Below are 17,157 nucleotides of genomic sequence, written 5' to 3'. Positions count from 1 at the left end.
GAAAAGTAATGCGGCGATATTAACACTTCTTAAACAAAATGCAAACCACATCACATTATTTTTTCATAATTTTAATTAAATCACACTTTATATTTGGGATGCATAGCGAACAATCACAGCTTATATAGCTGTTTATCAAAGTTTTTTTATTTTATAAAAAAGAGATACTACAGAAAAAAGTAAGTTACATAAGAACACTATGTAAACAGGAAACAACTGAACAATTTATGTGAAAAAGAAGCTTAAATTCTTACAATACAATTATATAGAATAAATTATGCACATGTATATAGAGAAAACATACAAATAGTCATTTTTTTATAAAAAAGAGTGACTCATCCTTTAAATCATCAAAATGTGCGATGAGTTCGACAAATCACTCTTTAATCATGCTTATTGTAGGAATAGCATCAAATACTATGCCTAATAAGTTAATGATAGTTGATAACCACGACTTTGTGATTAGAACCTATGCTTTCAATGCTTGTGTCCATTTTCTCAGTATGTTGAGCTAAGTTAGAAAGACTACTTTTGTTTAAATATTCACTATCAAGTTTAATATTTAAATTATTTACCTCAACACATTCTATCTCGCTATGTTCTGTTGAACATGTATCTTCAACAATATTTCCTCTTATCATTATTGTGTTATTTGCATAACAAAATAATGGGGAAGTGGAAAGCACCATCAGAATAAGAAGTTTAAATATATTATTTTTCATTTTATATGCCTATTTATAAAATAGTTTATATCTATTTGATACAATATTTTTAATTTAAAAACAATCATTAAGTTTAAATGAAGAAAAAATATTAATTTTGACGTGACGAAAATCACATTAACTGTTTTAAATAATGTAATAGTTAGAATTTTAAAAACATATTAAGAAACATAATAATTATAACACTTTAAAAATTATTTATTTCAATTCAAATTATTGATATTTATGATATAAAACTCAAACACGGAACAGAATAAAATTAAAAGAATTAATAATATATAATTAAACATTTAATAAATATGTAATTTATTTTTGTGATTTTAGTATTTATATTGCAAAATAATTACAGAGAAAAAAGATACTAATTTTATTTAAAATGTGATTTATTTAACTTTTTATTTATAAATTAAAAAATAAATTCACTTTATTTATTAAATACAATTATCACACCATCAATAAGTTGAAATTCATCACATATTTTAAATATATTGAGGCACAAAAGATAATTTTGGTTTTTCAAACTTTTTAAAAGTTTTTGCTACAATTTAAACGTGTACGATCTTTTCAAGTTCAAATTATATAAAGTAGAAATATGAATTAGAGAAAACATAGTAATATTTAGACTTGATGAAAATTATCTTTTAATTGAGTTTTATAAATCTTATTTGAATGCTAAAAACTTTATTCTAGATAAAAAAATATCTTAAGAAAGCAACTAGAGCATTATCTACAACATTTAACGTTGTACGTACCATTTCTAGAATCAGCTCTACTCCAGCAATAAATACTCAACTTTCAAACAGAACCAGTTCTAGGGTGGCTGATTGCATTATTCTGCATTTTGTAAGTTGTATCTGTCGGAGGTAAGTGTTGATAAAACAACACTGGCATTGAAAAATGATGAAATATAAACATTTCCAACTCAAATATTTTTAAATAAGTTATTGAAAATAAAAAACAAATTAAATTGGCATAAAAGCTGCTCAATGTGACTGATGAAAGTGGAATTATCCTAAGGAATCCGTATGTCACTTGTAGTAGATAAAAAAGAAAATTCTAAAGAATTTGTAAAAAACATCCTGTCTGAAATTTGGGTTACTCGATGTCCTGTACCCACAGCAACAGGTATTTCCTTAAAGCGCGGCACTCTGGTTAAAAAATTTGAAAAGCACGGCATTGATGTTGCTGTATTGCAAGATGCGCGTAAGGGTTTATCGGTTCATCATTTTGATCATCAATTACCCGCGCTGTTCAGAGAAGGTGGAAATGTACCTGCATTAGCTGCTCGTTCCGAAGGTGCACCAAGCCGACTCATTGGATTGACTTGGATTGATGAGTGGCAAGTCATTATTGTTCGACCTGATTCAAACATTAGCCAGCCAGAACACCTAAAAAATGTGAAAGTGGCTTTACCAGAATATGCCGACAAACGTGCTGGTAGTATTTTTAGAGCCATGTCATTGCAAGGTATTCGTGGTGCTTTACAACTTGCCAATCTCACTTTCAGAGATGTGAATTTTATTGAAGTACCTGAACGTGCAGGGCCTAAAGAGAATCGTGATGCGAGTACATATTGGTCAGGTCTTGACGCATTAATTACAGGTGAAGTTGATGCTGTGTATGTAAAAGGAGCATCTGCTGTTGAAGCTGCAACTAAACGCGGCCTTAAAGTTGGGATTGATTTAGATAAATTTGAAGATGTGACTTCTCGTGTTAATAACGGAACACCTCGTCCAATCACAGTCCATGAAGATTTATTAAAAGATCATTTTGATGTCGTGGTCGATTTTCTTGAAGAGCTATTTGATACGGCGGATTGGGCACAAGATCATTTAGATGAAGTGTTGGTGATTCTCGAAGATGAAACCATTGCAGGGGCAGAGAGTGTTGCGACAGCCTACCGAAATAATTTTCATAAGTCTTTACATCCCTCATTAAGTGAAGAGCGTTTAGAGCTTTTAAAACAACAAAAAGATTTTCTTTGGTTGCATGGTTTCTTAGAGCGCGATGTCGATATTGAAACATGGGTTGATCATCGTCCTTTGCTCGAAGTTTTAAAACGCCGTCAAAATAAAAATTTTTAAAGAGGATTTGATCATGACAACACTTATTCAAACCCCGCTGTCTCACGAACTGAATGCCTTTATCGAATTGAACCGAGAAAAAGCTGAATTTGCTTTTGAAGTATTCCGTGAAACAGGAACAATCACAGCAAATGGAACGGTTAATTTTGTAGAACGTGGGCCGGAAAATACCTTAATTACTTTTAACTATGCAGGGCCGTGGTCTAAAGATAAAAAAAGCAAAGTGCTTGTGGAGACAATTGATGGTGAAGTTTTATTGGGGAGGAAAAATGCGGGTGGGCGCTATAACAAGCTTTTTAAAGAACATGCAGATGTCACCACAATATCTCATGTACACGCGCCGAATTTAGGCGCTTGGGCTCAAACCCATCGTACTTTACCGATTCGTTATGTACCTGTGCAGCGTTTCCATTTATTTAAAGAGTTGCCGATTTACATTGACCGCCGTCAGGCAGAAGTCGATTTCATTTTAGATCAACTCAAAATTGATATTGAGTATCGGGCCATCTTAGAAGCCAATGGCGGAGCGACTGTATGGGGACGCCAAGGGCTACAGGAAACTGCTGAATTTATTTTATTGCTTGAAGAAGGTGCTCAAATTCAGCTGTTGGCTGAATTAGTCGGTGGCAGCCGAGAATACGGGCAAGGGGTTTTACATCAGCAATGGAAAATGAGCGGATTGACTGAAAAAGCAAAATCGCTGGGCTTACTTCCTCTGAATTAGATAAAGATTTAAAAAATAAAGATCGAGAATATTATGGCTGTAAAACTTTTATGGTATCTCACTTCTCCAGATGGACCATATCCTTGGTTGGAATCTGGGCGGTGGGATACCGATTATGAACACTTGCAACAGATTGCGATTACCGCAGATCGACTTGGCTTTTACGGTTCACTCATGGGTACTAGTGAGTATGAAACACTTGCTGTTGCTGCAAGTTTAATCCCATTTACTGAACGTTTAAAGTTTCTGGTTGCCCAACATCCTGGAGAAGTCCAGCCAGCAGTTTTGGCAAAGTATGCTCAAACTTTTGATGCGTTTTCTAAAGGGCGTTTGATATTTAATGTCGTCAATGGAAATGATAAGGGTTTGGCAGCTTTAGGTATTCACTATACTCATGATGAGCGTTATGACTTTAGTAAAGAATATTGGACTGCATTTCAGCAAAACTATGTAGGTGATACATCTGGGTTTGAAGGGGAGTTTATTCAAATTGCCCCACGCTTAGAAGGTGGATCTCCAATGTCAAAATGGCATGGGCCCACTCAAAAACAGGGTGTTCCTTTGTGGGGAGCAGGAACTTCTGCCAAAGGTGTTCAGCACTCTGTTGAATTACTAGATGTGTATTTAAGTTTTGCTAATACGCCACCATTACTTGGAGAAAAGTTTAGCAAGGTTGCGGCTGAGGCAGCAAAAATTGGCCGAACTTTAGAATTTGGCACTCGATTACAAATTATTGTTCGGGAAACAGAAGAAGAAGCTTGGCAATATGCTCAGTCGTTACTTGACAAGATTGATGTAAATTATGCAATCGAAGCTGTTAAACGACCGCTTCCTCCAAATGAAAGTTTTGAGAGTTATCAAAGTAACAATCCATCTATTCAAAAAAATTTAGAACAATTACGTCGAGGTGTGTTACCTCAAGCTAAAGATTTTGAAATTTATCCTAATATTTGGACTGGGCCATCTTTATTTGGTTTCGATATTTTAAACCCAGCTGCGGGTACTGCCTTGGTCGGTAGTGCTGAAAATATTGCCAAACGAATTAAGGAATACGAAAACTATGGCGTATCAGCCTTTATCTTGTCTGGTTTCCCTTTAATTGGGGAAGCCTATCGGGTAGCAGATTTATTGTTCCCATTATTGGAACTCGATCATGGTTTTGAGTTACCTAAGCTCAATAAAAATTCATCCATTGATTCCCTTTTGAATCAAGAAGTCGTGGTTTAAGGGAGAAGGCATGAATAAGATTACACGTAGAGAACTGATTAAACAGACTGGATTAGGTGTTGGCGCTTTTGCTGCAATTAGCCTTATCGGGTGCTCTAAACCAGACTCATCGTCTGAGAGTGCTACTGCTGGTACAACCCAAAATAATACGCCGAAAAAGGGTGGTGTTATCAAAATTGGGGTGATCAATGGTAATCAAGCTGGCAATTTAGATGCACATAAACCTATTGGTATGTCCAGTGCGTTCAGAGGTTGGCCTCTGTATGCAAAATTATGGGAATGGGGCAGAGATATTCAGCCAAAACTCGCACTTGCTGAATTTGCTGAACCGAATAATGACGGAACGAAATGGACCATTCGCCTAAAAAAAGGACTCGAATTTCACCACGGTAAAACCATTACAGCCGATGATGTTATTTTCTCCTTACGCCGGTTAACTGACCCCAAGCTCGCTTCTCCATTTGCAGCCTATCTTTATTCTTTGCAACGAGATGCAATTAAAAAGCGCGATGAATACACCGTTGAAATTCCTTTTACTCAAGGGAAAGGATTGGTTGCTTTACCAGAAGCATGGATGAGCTGGGGTGGCATTGTTCCTACAGATTATGACCCAGTTAAAAATGTCGTAGGGGCTGGACCCTTTAAGCTTGAAAGTTTTACACCGGGTCAGCGTTCACGTTTTGTTCGTTTCGAAAATTACTGGAAAGAAAATCAACCTTATGCAGATGCAATAGAAATCATTGATTTTAAAGATCAGACAGGGCGTCTTGCTGCATTGCAATCAGGTCAAATTGATATTGCGTCTGGTGTAAGTGCTGAGCATATTGCTTTAATTCAAGCCAATAAACGACTAAATCTGGTTTCATCGGAAACCGATGCTTGGCAATCATTTGATATGAATACGTCTAAAGCACCGTTCAATGACCCACGAGTGCGACAAGCTTTTCGATTGATTGCTAATAGAGACGATTTGGTGAAACGCGCTTTAGCTAGACAAGGGCGGGTTGCAAATGACCTTTATTCATTTAGTGATCCTGTATATGACCATAGCATTGCTCAGCACAAGCAAGATTTAAATAAAGCTAAAGCTTTACTCAAAGAAGCTGGTTTTAATAACAATTTAACTATCGATTTATATACAGGCCCAGATAGCAATGCGGCATTGGTTTTTGCTCAGCATGCTGCTCAGGCTGGAGTCATCGTTAATGTTAAACAGGTTGAGGCTGCTACCTTTGCTGATGCTGTAAAACAAGATTGGGCATTTAGTACCGGTTCGAACGTTTCGCGTCCTTTCTTATTAACAGTCTTGCAAATTGATGGGCCGGGTGCGGCAAATAATAAAACTCGTTTTAAGAATGAGCGCTTTACCGAACTAGTGCATGCGGCATTGCAACAACCCGATTTGGAAAAACGAAAAGTTCTTGTTCATGAAGCACAGCATATTCAGCATGAGCAAGGTGGTTTACTCATTTGGGGCTTTAATAATGTACTCGATGCACATTCGAGCCAAATTGGTGGTGTAACGCCTGATCGCACAGGCTTTGCTGCATGGCGTACAGATGAATTTTGGCGTAGAGGGTAACCGATATGACAATTCAATCCAGCAAAATAGAGGCATCAATTCAACATCCGACAATTGCCAAGTCATTTGAATTTCCTGCGTGGTTACCTTGGTTTTTGACGCGTTTGGTGTCAGGGGCATTGGTTGTTTTTGTTATTAGCCTCATTGTGTTTATTGCTACACAGGCACTTCCATCGGATCCTGCTCGCGTCATTTTAGGTCCAGAAGCACCTGAAGCCACGGTTCAAATACTTCGTGAACAATTAGGCTTGAATGATCCGATATTGGTTCAATACTGGCATTGGTTAAGTCAATTATTACAAGGTAATTTTGGACGCTCGATTGACTCTAATGTGCCTGTTTTACAAATTATTCAGAATTATTTTGGTAATACAGTTGCACTCACAAGCCTCGTTATTGTCATTACTGTACCGCTTTCAGTCGTGCTGGGTGTGTGGCTATCGCTCCGCCGTGACAGCAAGTTAGATCGCATTATTGTTTCCAGTTCGATTCTGTTTAAAGCAGTACCGGGGTTTGTGATTGCGATTTGGTTAATGATGTTTTTTTCAACATCGGTTTTACACATCTTACCAGCAGCATCGTTGCTGATTCCCAATGAATCACCTTATAGCCAATTAGAGTTTTTAGTTTTACCGATTTTAACTTTAGCTTTATCACTCATTCCATATCTGATGCGTTTAGTGCGTGGTTCCATGATTGATGCGCTAGAGTCGGAATATGTGACCTCTGCTCGACTGCGTGGTATTCCTGAGCGACGGATTATCTGGAAACATGTTTTACCAAATGCATTGGTGCCAGTGGTGCAGGGAACAGCATTGACCATCCGAGTTTTGCTGAGTGGTGCTCTCATTATTGAGGTGGTTTTCAGTTATCCCGGTATTGGTAATGCACTCAATGCAGCAATCGAAATGAGGGATATTCCGACCATTCAAGCGATTGTTTTATTGCTCACCATTTGTGTGGTGGTCGTTAATTTAATTGCAGATTTAATCACGACTTTACTTACACCCAAAATACGAACTGCAAAAAGACATAAAGCACGTTCGCCGGGACGACGTCAGGCGTTACGTTTATGGAAGTCAGGTCGACCAATTACGGTAAAACCTGTCGACCGCCGCAATGCGTTAAAGAATATTCAGCAAGGAGGTGGCAAATGAGCTCACTTCACTGGCACCAAAGAAACTTTTTTCAGACATTAATTCGTGAAAGACAAGTACGTTTTGGATTTGTAGTTACTGTTTTGGTTTTGATTTTTGCACTGATTGGGCCGTTATTTGTTCCATTTGAGCCTACTGCGTTGGTCGGCATGACTTATGGCTCACCTGAAGGACGTTCATTTTTAGGTTATGACTATATTGGTCATGATGTTTGGTCACGTGTACTTGCTGGCGGTGCTTCTATTATCTGGATGACACTGGCTGCCAGTTTGGTTGCATTAATTATTGGCTCAAGTTTAGGCATATTCGCTGCTTTTGCCCGAAACAAGATTGATCAGTTCGTGACTTGGCTGACTGATGTGTTTATGGCCTTTCCCGATCTCATTTTGGTCTTACTTATTGTTTCGATGTTAGGTCGGCAACCTTGGCTGATTGTTTTAACGGTTTCAATTGCTTTTATTCCCGGAGTTATACGTCTTTCACGAAGTGTCGCACTTAACCTAGTGGAACAGGAATATATCGAAGCTGCCCGAATTCTTGGTTATTCAAAAACCTATATTTTATTTCGTGAAATTTTACCCAATATGTTGACGCCATTATTAATTCATCTTGGGGTGATGCTGACATGGGCAGTGGGTATGTTATCTGGTTTGGCTTTTCTGGGTTATGGCGTGGCACCTCCAGCAGCAGATTGGGGACTCATGATTAATGAAAATCGTGCTGGTTTATTAGTTCAACCATGGGCCGTGTTTGCTCCTGTCATTTTAATTGCTTTGTTTGCACTCGGAACGAATGTATTGGCTGAGGGTGTTGGACGTGCAGCAGCTCGGATTGAGGAAAAATAAACATGGCAAATACATTTAAAAATACAGTATTGACCGTAACAGACTTAACAGTGGCATTGGTAAACACCGGCAATCACATCGTTTCTAATATTTCATTTAGCTTGCGAGAAGGTGAAGTTCTAGGGCTGGTAGGAGAGAGTGGTTCTGGTAAAACGACATTATCGAGTGCCTTATTGGGCTATGCACGACATGGTGCCAAGATTATTCAGGGCATAATTGAGTTAGATGATCAAAATATTCTCAGTTTAGATGATCATGCTTTACGTCAGGTTCGTGGCTATAAAATTAGTCATGTTGCCCAAGATCCTGGAACAGCACTTAACCCAGCATTAAGTATTGGCCAACATTTATTTGAATTATTAGAAGTCCATCAATCACAGTTATCTAGTGCTGAAAAATACCAAAAAGTAGCCAAAATTTTAGATGAAGTGGGGTTACCTCATGATGAGCTATTTCTCAAGCGTTATCCCCATCAGCTTTCTGGTGGTCAACAACAACGAATTTTATTGGCCTTGGCATTCTTGCTACAGCCACGTTTAATTGTTTTGGATGAGCCAACCACCGCATTAGATGTAACGACACAGACCTTAGTGCTGAATATCATTCGTAAATTATGTCGGGAATATAACGTTGCCGCTATTTATGTATCGCATGATTTAACGGTGGTGAAAGATATTGCAGATCGCGTGATTGTGCTGTATTCAGGGCAAATTGCTGAAGATGCAGTATTAACTCAATTATTTGAAATGCCTAAACATCCTTATACACAAGGTTTACTTAACGCCATTCCTGATGTGGCTATTCGTAAGTATTTATCTCCGATTGAAGGTCATGCTCCTTCACCAAATGAGCGTCCAGCAGGTTGTGCATTTGCTGCACGTTGTGCTTTCGCTACCGAAATATGTCGCCAAAAACAACCTGACTTAACTCAATTAAAAGATGAGTTTGACCCGCATTTTGTTGCTTGTCACCATTCGGATCATGTTGGTGTGATTAATTTTAAAGAGATTGATCATCAGGGTATTGAACGAGAAACTGACACAGAAGCATTATTAAAAGTTGAACATATTAATGCATGGTATGGGCAGCAACAGGCACTTTTTGATATCTCATTTCAATTAAAAAAAGGCGAATGTTTAGCATTGGTCGGCGAGTCGGGGTCGGGTAAAACCACGTTATCCCGTGTTATTGCTGGGTTGAATGAAAATGCAGATGGACAAATCACATTAGCAGATGAAGTCTTGTCATTGCGTGGACAACAGCGTCATTTGCAGCAGCGACATAAACTGCAATATATCTTTCAAAACCCTTATAAAGCGTTGAATCCAGCGCATACCATTGGTCAGACACTCGTTAAGGTCGTGCAGCATTTCTTTGGAGCATCTCGACAAGAAGCCATAGAAAAAGTCACACAGGTCCTTAAACAGGTCTCTTTGCCTCTACAAGTTCAGGAACTCTATCCTAGAGATTTATCGGGTGGGGAGAGACAACGTGTGGCTATCGCGCGAGCTTTGCTGTGCCAACCTGATGTTTTGATTTGTGATGAGATTACCTCTGCTTTGGATGTTTCAGTTCAGGCATCTATTTTAAAACTGTTACAAGACCTTCAGCAGCAAGGTGTGACCTTACTATTTGTGACCCATAACCTAGGGGTTGTTCGTGCAATCGCAGATCGAGTCGCCGTATTAAAAAATGGACATATTGTTGAATACGGTGAAACAGACCAAGTGCTTAGCCATCCTCAACATATATATACCCAAACTTTGCTTACACATGCGCCGAGTTTGTTTAAAAACAACGTGCTTGAAATTTGCGCATAAAAAAGAATAGATTTTCCGGAGTTAAAAATGAACGATATTAACCAACATAATTTTTTAGAATTAGGTAGCGTTAGACATATTAAAAGCGAGCAAGAAGCACTTGAGATTGCAAAAGAGGTGGCAGATCAACTGAATCAATTTGCTCGAGATCCAAGTTATAACAAAACGGCGCCTTATGATCAGGCTCGCTTAATTTCAGAAGCTGGTTTAACTGCGATTATTGTACCCAAGCAATTTGGGGGCTTAGGCGCCAGTATTTCAACATTGGTCAATGTGGTGAAAATTATTTCATCCGCCGATGGTGGTGTAGGGCAGTTATTACAAATTCACTTCACTATGTTCCGAGGAATTTTAACGGGCTATGACGATGAAATTCGTGATCAATTACTCGGTGATATCTTAAGTGGAAAACGTTTAGGCAATGCACTTGCAGAAGTGGGAGGCAAAGATAAGTTTCAGCATAAAACACGCGTAGAACGAAATGCGGAAGGGCAATTAATTTTAAATGGCAGTAAGTTTTACTCTACAGGCTCTTTACTCGCAGAATGGATTTCTTTATTTGCTGGTAGTGATGATGGACCGGTCTCGATTTTAATTCATCGAGATACACAGGGAGTAGAGTTGCTCGATGACTGGGATGCAATGGGACAAAATAATAGCGTCAGTGGCACTGTTAATTTTAAAGATGTGGTTGTTGATGAACGTTATGTTGCCAAGCGAAATACAGGCGGCTTAGGCACTGTTTTACGTACGGGTCTCACTTGGCCTCAAATTTTACATGCTGCAATGGACACAGGAATTGCCAAAGGTGCGTTACAAGGCGGAATTGATTATTTACAACATCATGCTCGTCCATGGGTAGAAAGTGGTGTCGATTCACCTACACATGAATCTCATATTATTAAACAAATTGGTGAGTTTGCTGTTTTAGTTCGTTCTGCTGAGGCATTGTTAGATCGTTCAGCACAGATTTTTGAACAGCATTTGGCAAATGTAGAAGATGAAGACTTACAAACTGAACTGATTTTATCGGTTGCTGCTACCCGTAGTCAGTCTGATCATGCATCTTTAAAAATTTCGAGTGAAATTTTTGGATTACTCGGGGCAAGTTCAACCTTATCGAAATGGAATCTAGACCGCTTCTGGCGTAATGCACGAACCCATACCACTCATGATCCAATTCGTTGGCGGCTATATCATGTTGGAAATTATTATTTAAATAATATTCCACCTGGTGAATATAATTCTGTGCTTTTAAAGAAGCAGGCGGAAAATGTGACTAAATTTAATAAATAATCTAAATATAGGAATTAAATTTAGGGCTGGTATGTAAAGAGGTTAATACTGCCTCATAGGTTAAGATTAGTCAGAAGTTTTTTGTATAGGCGATGCCTTACTTTTCAGGGATGAAAAGTAACAAAAATCCTTTGTTTGGCTGATGGAACGTCCATATTGCCACAGCCAAACGGACGGCATCCATGCCGCCTTTGCACCAGTAAATGTTTTCGTGAGTTTAGATTTTGAATTGACACAAGCAAAGGCAATTAATGGTTTAACTAATCTGAGTTCGATCAGAAATATGGTACTCGGAAACGTCATCCGCAATTGTTTGAGACAGGACTCCATTAATAGCGTATTGTTTCTGCGATTCATTAAATGAGCTGATGGTAGTCAACGAGTTTTGCGGTGAGCAGCGATAGCTGCGCAAGATGCCTTTCTTGCGAAGCGTTGCTTCTCATTTGGGGGAAACCAAAGTAACTCCAGCTGAAAGCTAATCCTGAAATTGGGTAAAAACTCGATAAGACTCCGTTAAGATTATTGTTATTAAAGAGATTAATATTATCCATACTGCCTACTACGATAGTTTATGATTACTTGAATTTGGATGCTGAAAATAAAAAAGGTTGTCATCAAGACAACCTTTTTGCTTTTTGTATTGTTAAGCTACTTGAGCTTGAATAGAAATATCTTGTGCAAGCCATTCACGAACATTAATTTGTGCAGGAATAAAGTTCCACCGATAGAGAAAATCACTCAAGTCTTGTAAGGCAATAATAGAAGTCTCATCAAAGTTGGTGTTCAGTTTTAGATGAGCATTTTCCCCATAAGCTGCATGAACCCATTGCTCACTACTATTACATTCTTTTGCTAGATAACGATGGGTTTCATCGGCGTGTGCATGTGCCCATTGTTCTGCTTGTAAAACCGCGTCAACAATCGATTGTGCTTGCTCTGGATAGTGCGTTAGAAAATCTTCATCGACAGTAAGTGTTCTTGGTGTGCCATTATTGGAGCGTAGAATAGGGTCTGGATGTGAACCAATATCAATAATGGTATGCAGGGCGAAATCATGAGCAATTTGCGCAGCATGTGCACCTTTTAGAAAAATAGCATCGACATCACCTTTAATTAATGCAATGATCTCTGCACTTGCATTGATTTTATTACGATTGCCATAAAAACTAGAATCATTTTCTGTAGGCTGTTGTTGCTGTGCGGATAAAATATCTGCTCGTAAACAATCAACTAATTCAAGATCGCTCACCTCCAGATTTACTGTTTTTAAGGCATTTTCTAACCCCCGAATAGCCTGTGCACGCGAGAAATCAATAATTGCATATTGATTAAATGGAATTCCAAAACGTTTGCCTTTTAGGTCGGCAACAGTTTTGATGTTTGAATCATAGCGTGTTAACAACAATTGAACTTCATCAGCCCAAGATAAGCCAATCACTTTAGTTTTTTGACCAGATGCGTAGGCCCAGATTGCAGGAATACTCCCGCCATGTCGAACTGAGTTGGCAAGGGTATGGTTAAAATGAGAGTTACGAATATCTTTGGAGTTTGATTCCCGAATTGATTTAATTTCAATCTGTTGCTCATTAAACTTTTCTTTGAGCCAACCTTTTTGAATTGAAATACCTAGGCCTGTTGGTACTGGGCAGCGCGTATACCAAAGTGTGTTTAATGGTTGAGTTTGAAGTGTTGTCATCGTGACATCCTTTTGTGGTTTTTATGCTTTAAAGCAAAATTGATGCCACTCAATAATTTATTGATATTTAATGATTATTTTTGATATCGTTTTTTATGATGTTGATATATCAAATTTTGTTGCGATTACAGCAAATCATTTACGCTAATGTTTTAAAATCAACACCCCCATAAACAGTGAACTATAAAATTAATATAAAACAATAATTTAAAATCTTTTTAGAGATCATTAATTTGGCATGAATCTCGCAATAAAACGGAATCTTAAATTTTTACTATCTTTTATGTTTAAAAATTACCCATTATTACGAAGTTTGGCTTTATATCGTTTTATGCCATTTCGTTTCTTATTGACGGCGACCTTATTTGTGATTGCAAATATAGGGTTAGCACTCCAACAATATTCAATCGGACATGCGATTGATACCTTAAAACACAGTGAGCGAGAAACCTTATTTCAGCATGCTATTTCTGATCCTTTAAACCCTTGGTTTTGGTTCATTCTACTTGCGACTATTGCTGGTATTAGAGCTGTTATTCAGTATTTGGCAGGGCTAAGTGCTTTAAGCATTGGTCAGCAATTACTCAGTATTTTAAGAGAAAGAATCTTTAGCCAAGTGCAGCATTTAGATGTTTCATGGCACTGGAAACATGGGTTAGGAGAGGTGCTATCTCGAACAACACGTGATTCAGATAAATTAAAAGAAGCTCTTATTAATTTTTGGCGGCAAGTGTTTGAATCAAGTCTTGTTGTGTCGGTAACCGTTGGACTCTTGTGTTGGTATCACCCTTGGCTCGGCCTAGTCCCTTTATTATTTATTTTTTTAGGTCTTTGGGTGTTGTTTAAACTGACCAATCAATTGGTGGTGCTGGATCATCAAGTCGCATCTGCCTACGAAAAAGTCAGCGATACCTTAGCCGAGAGCGTGAATGGGATTCGGGTAGTCAAAGCTTTTCAACTCGAAGAGAAACTTTTACAACGCTTTAATCATGCTGTAGATCTATTTATTCATCACTCTATTCAAACCATAAGCACAAGTGCGAAACGTTTGCCCATCCCACAAGTGATTATTGCGTGTTCTTATTTATGGGTGATTGGCTTTGGTGCTTATTTAATTGGCCAAAACGAGTTGCAGGTAGGGCAGTTTGTAGCTGCGATACTCATGGCAAATTTATTGGTATTTCGTATTGAAAGTATTGGGCAGGTCTTACAAATTTTTGCTGATGCTCGCTCTTCGGCAACAAGAATATGGCAAATGCTTGATGAAAAGTCTGCAATTGAAGATCAACCATACCCTTTGCCGTTGCAATGGCGTGATGGGTTAAATATTAGATTAGAAAATGTAAGCTTTCAGGATAAAACAACACAAAAGTTTATTTTAAAGCAGTGTCATGTTGAATTTCATGCAGGTGAAATCGTCACTGTTGTAGGTAAAACTGGCTCAGGTAAAACTACTTTGATGAATTTACTCAATCGGTTTATTGACCCAACAGAAGGGCAAGTCCTGATTGGTTCTGAGCAACAGGGATGGATCAATATCAAAGATTTAAGCCTATTTGAATTACGCCATTTGGTTCAGATTATTCCCCAAGAAAATTTCTTTTTTAGTGGCGCATTGGCAGATAACCTAAGAATTGCTAAGCAAGATGCAACTGAGCAAGAGATGCGAGACGTTTTACATTTAGCTTCCGCATCCGAATTATTACAACGACTTGATGATGGATTAGACACTTTGATTGGAGATAAAGGCGTTACTTTATCTGGAGGACAAAAACAGCGGATTGCTTTGGCTCGTTCCATCTTAAAAAACTCGCCAATTTTAGCCCTAGATGACTCAACCAGTGCTTTGGATGCGACGACAGAAAAACAGGTTTTACAACGACTATCAGCGCTTTCTGATATAGGAAATCATTTTAAGAAAACCATTATTATCAACTCCAATAAACAAACCACGATTGCTTTATCTGACCGAATTATTGTTCTAGATCAAGGGCAAATTATTGCTCAAGGTACGCATATTGAATTAGTTCAAGATTGTTCATTCTATCGAGAGTTGATGGGTTTTGAGTTGCCACAAAAGGAGCTTGAAGCATGAATACAAGTGTTAAAAATTTCCGTCCGTTCGCAAAATCAGCCGATCTACAAATCGAAGAAAATTTGGCAAAGACCTCAATTCATAGAGGGATGTTAGCAAAACTTATTCCTTTAATTTATCCCATCCGTTACTTGCTACTTGCTTTGATTACAGTAGAAATTTTGCAAGTGATGAGCATTTTTGTTCGGCCTTGGGTGGTGAAATACATTTTAGATTCGGGCTTTCAACACATTGCTGGGAAAATGGTGCTACATCAGCCCGTTTTATTGATTGCGATTAGCATTTTAACGTTGAGTTGGATTTGCCGTTTTACTTTAGCGGGGGTATCAAAATATTTGTCAGGCCGAGCCGCTTTGAAAGTTATTAATGGTTTAAGACGTTCTTTGTTCCAGCATATTCAAAGTTTAAATATTGGCTATTTTGACCGTACTAAAGCTGGCAGGATTATTTCACGGGCAGATCGTGACGTGGATACTTTAGAACCTGTTTTAATACAAGGACCACCAGAGTTACTTTCAGCGATTTTGCGTTGTGGTCTGGCTTCTGTTCTTCTTTGGCATATCTATCCACCATTTTTCTGGTGCTTATTTGCGACTTTACCAATTTTATTTGGGATGACAGCCTTTTTTAAAAAGTCATCGCAAAAACATTGGGGAAGAGTTGCCGAAGAACGCAGTCGATTTACTGCCCATTTGGTTGAAACTGTAAATGGCGCAAAAATCATCCAGCAGTTAAATTACACCGAAACAAATCAATCCCGTTATCAGGATTTATTAAAAGATTTTAATCACTCTATTATTTATGGCAGCAAGCGGACCAGTTGGTTTGCACCCTTTACAGGACTACTTTCGACTGTAGCCACTGCCGGATTTATTGTGATTGGTAGTTATGCCTATAGTGGTGGAATGATTAGTATAGGGCAGTTTGCAGAGAGTATTTTCTATGTGTTTTTATTCTTAGCACCCTTACAGGAACTTACCGATTTATTTGAACGTTATGCAAATGGGGCCGCATGTGCCCAACGTATATTTTTACTTTTAGATACGCAATCTAGCATTCAAGAACAACCGAATGCTGTAAAGCTTGAACAATTGAATGGTCATATTCGATTTCAGGGGGTACATTTTGCTTATACCCATAAGCCGGTTTTACAAAATTTTAATTTGGAGATTGAAGCTGGAAAAATAATTGCGATTGTAGGGCCAACAGGACATGGCAAAAGTACGATTGTTCAGTTGTTAACACGGTTTTATGAACCTCAACAGGGCGGAATTTTTCTAGATCGTTACCCTATCCAAAATATTCGTCTTGCCAGTTTAAGGCAGCATGTGAGTATTGTTTTACAAGATAATGTTTTATTTAGTGGCACAATTTTAGATAACTTGCGTCTAGTTCAACCTAATGCTTCAGATCAGATGCTTATCGCGGCAATTGAAGACTTGGGGGCAGATGAGATTTTGCAACAACTTCCGCAAGGGTATTTCACTGAAGTAGGAACCCTCGGTAAAAACCTCAGTCATGGGCAAAGACAGCTGGTTTGTTTAGTTCGTGCATATTTAGCAAATCCTAAAATATTAATCTTAGATGAAGCTACTTCTGCAATCGATATTTATACCGAGCAAAAAATACAATATGCGCTCAGACGTTTATGCCAAAATAGAACCTGTATTGTGATTGCACATCGGCTGAGTACTATTCGTGAGGCCGACAAAATTGTCGTGATTGAAAATGGCCATGTCGTAGAAGAAGGTTCGCATAAGCAGTTAATACAGCAAGAAACAGCATATTTTCAGTTATATCAGTCGTATCTTCAAAATCAACTGGTCTAAACATCTTCGAAATTTAAAACTGTAGTTTTATAAACATTTTTTTGAATCATTGTTTAAATTTAAACAATGATTCTTTTATT

General features: G+C 38.1%; 12 protein-coding genes. 10 read left to right on the top strand and 2 right to left on the bottom strand.

The annotated features are described in order from the left end of the window. Positions 1 to 431 precede the first annotated feature (431 nt). Positions 432 to 722, bottom strand: a complete 291-nt coding sequence (locus ACB088_RS06695; protein ID WP_045432360.1) for a hypothetical protein — start codon at positions 720 to 722, stop codon at positions 432 to 434. Positions 723 to 1,747: 1,025 nt separating this feature from the next. Here ACB088_RS06695 and ACB088_RS06690 point away from each other — a divergent pair. From ACB088_RS06690 to ACB088_RS06655, 8 genes are read left to right on the top strand one after another with little or no spacing between them, the layout of a single operon-like run. Beyond that, positions 1,748 to 2,806 carry an ABC transporter substrate-binding protein gene (locus ACB088_RS06690; RefSeq protein ID WP_375038413.1) on the top strand — a complete coding sequence of 353 codons (1,059 nt, stop codon included), beginning with the start codon at positions 1,748 to 1,750 and terminating at the stop codon, positions 2,804 to 2,806. A gap of 13 nt (positions 2,807 to 2,819) precedes the next feature. Then, positions 2,820 to 3,530, top strand: a complete 711-nt coding sequence (locus tag ACB088_RS06685) for a class II aldolase/adducin family protein (RefSeq protein WP_375038412.1) — start codon at positions 2,820 to 2,822, stop codon at positions 3,528 to 3,530. Between the two features lie 33 nt (positions 3,531 to 3,563). Further along, entirely contained in the window at positions 3,564 to 4,757 is a 1,194-nt protein-coding gene (locus ACB088_RS06680; protein ID WP_375038411.1) for an LLM class flavin-dependent oxidoreductase, read from the top strand. A 10-nt stretch (positions 4,758 to 4,767) separates the two neighbouring features. Beyond that, entirely contained in the window at positions 4,768 to 6,339 is a 1,572-nt protein-coding gene (locus tag ACB088_RS06675; protein ID WP_375038410.1) for an ABC transporter substrate-binding protein, read from the top strand. 5 nt (positions 6,340 to 6,344) lie between these two features. Continuing rightward, positions 6,345 to 7,496 carry an ABC transporter permease gene (locus ACB088_RS06670; RefSeq protein WP_309950946.1) on the top strand — a complete coding sequence of 384 codons (1,152 nt, stop codon included), beginning with the start codon at positions 6,345 to 6,347 and terminating at the stop codon, positions 7,494 to 7,496. Next, positions 7,493 to 8,341 (top strand): ABC transporter permease, encoded by an 849-nt coding sequence (locus ACB088_RS06665; RefSeq protein ID WP_375038408.1) that lies wholly within the window; start codon positions 7,493 to 7,495, stop codon positions 8,339 to 8,341. Before ACB088_RS06670 ends, ACB088_RS06665 begins: the two co-directional genes overlap by 4 nt. Before the next feature lie 2 nt (positions 8,342 to 8,343). Further along, on the top strand, positions 8,344 to 10,161 hold the full coding sequence (locus tag ACB088_RS06660) for an ABC transporter ATP-binding protein (protein ID WP_375038407.1): 1,818 nt from the start codon (positions 8,344 to 8,346) through the stop codon (positions 10,159 to 10,161). A gap of 27 nt (positions 10,162 to 10,188) precedes the next feature. Beyond that, positions 10,189 to 11,457, top strand: coding sequence for an acyl-CoA dehydrogenase family protein (locus tag ACB088_RS06655; protein WP_375038406.1), 1,269 nt, complete (start codon positions 10,189 to 10,191; stop codon positions 11,455 to 11,457). A gap of 643 nt (positions 11,458 to 12,100) precedes the next feature. On the opposite strand, the gene ACB088_RS06650 is transcribed toward ACB088_RS06655, so the two are convergent. Then, positions 12,101 to 13,153, bottom strand: a complete 1,053-nt coding sequence (locus ACB088_RS06650; protein ID WP_375038405.1) for an ABC transporter substrate-binding protein — start codon at positions 13,151 to 13,153, stop codon at positions 12,101 to 12,103. Between the two features lie 283 nt (positions 13,154 to 13,436). On the opposite strand from ACB088_RS06650, the gene ACB088_RS06645 reads away from it, so the two are divergent. Continuing rightward, positions 13,437 to 15,248 carry an ABC transporter ATP-binding protein gene (locus ACB088_RS06645; protein ID WP_375038404.1) on the top strand — a complete coding sequence of 604 codons (1,812 nt, stop codon included), beginning with the start codon at positions 13,437 to 13,439 and terminating at the stop codon, positions 15,246 to 15,248. Beyond that, positions 15,245 to 17,077: an ABC transporter ATP-binding protein gene (locus ACB088_RS06640; protein ID WP_375038403.1), complete on the top strand. Its 1,833-nt coding sequence runs from the start codon at positions 15,245 to 15,247 to the stop codon at positions 17,075 to 17,077. Before ACB088_RS06645 ends, ACB088_RS06640 begins: the two co-directional genes overlap by 4 nt. Positions 17,078 to 17,157 lie beyond the last annotated feature (80 nt).

Origin of the sequence: Acinetobacter sp. RW6, assembly GCF_041956835.1 — a bacterium.
Lineage (GTDB): Bacteria > Pseudomonadota > Gammaproteobacteria > Pseudomonadales > Moraxellaceae > Acinetobacter > Acinetobacter calcoaceticus.
Note: the sequence above shows the minus strand (reverse complement) of the source record. Positions and strands in the feature narration are given on the sequence as shown.

Excerpts from the sequence above, each read along its gene's own strand:
- ACB088_RS06665 (WP_375038408.1), top strand. The coding sequence starts at position 7,493 with ATGAGCTCACTTCACTGGCACCAAAGAAACTTTTTTCAGACATTAATT.
- ACB088_RS06655 (WP_375038406.1), top strand. The coding sequence starts at position 10,189 with ATGAACGATATTAACCAACATAATTTTTTAGAATTAGGTAGCGTTAGA.
- ACB088_RS06690 (WP_375038413.1), top strand. The coding sequence starts at position 1,748 with ATGTCACTTGTAGTAGATAAAAAAGAAAATTCTAAAGAATTTGTAAAA.
- ACB088_RS06680 (WP_375038411.1), top strand. The coding sequence starts at position 3,564 with ATGGCTGTAAAACTTTTATGGTATCTCACTTCTCCAGATGGACCATAT.
- ACB088_RS06645 (WP_375038404.1), top strand. The coding sequence starts at position 13,437 with ATGTTTAAAAATTACCCATTATTACGAAGTTTGGCTTTATATCGTTTT.
- ACB088_RS06670 (WP_309950946.1), top strand. The coding sequence starts at position 6,345 with ATGACAATTCAATCCAGCAAAATAGAGGCATCAATTCAACATCCGACA.
- ACB088_RS06650 (WP_375038405.1), bottom strand. The coding sequence starts at position 13,153 with ATGACAACACTTCAAACTCAACCATTAAACACACTTTGGTATACGCGC.
- ACB088_RS06660 (WP_375038407.1), top strand. The coding sequence starts at position 8,344 with ATGGCAAATACATTTAAAAATACAGTATTGACCGTAACAGACTTAACA.
- ACB088_RS06695 (WP_045432360.1), bottom strand. The coding sequence starts at position 722 with ATGAAAAATAATATATTTAAACTTCTTATTCTGATGGTGCTTTCCACT.
- ACB088_RS06675 (WP_375038410.1), top strand. The coding sequence starts at position 4,768 with ATGAATAAGATTACACGTAGAGAACTGATTAAACAGACTGGATTAGGT.
- ACB088_RS06640 (WP_375038403.1), top strand. The coding sequence starts at position 15,245 with ATGAATACAAGTGTTAAAAATTTCCGTCCGTTCGCAAAATCAGCCGAT.
- ACB088_RS06685 (WP_375038412.1), top strand. The coding sequence starts at position 2,820 with ATGACAACACTTATTCAAACCCCGCTGTCTCACGAACTGAATGCCTTT.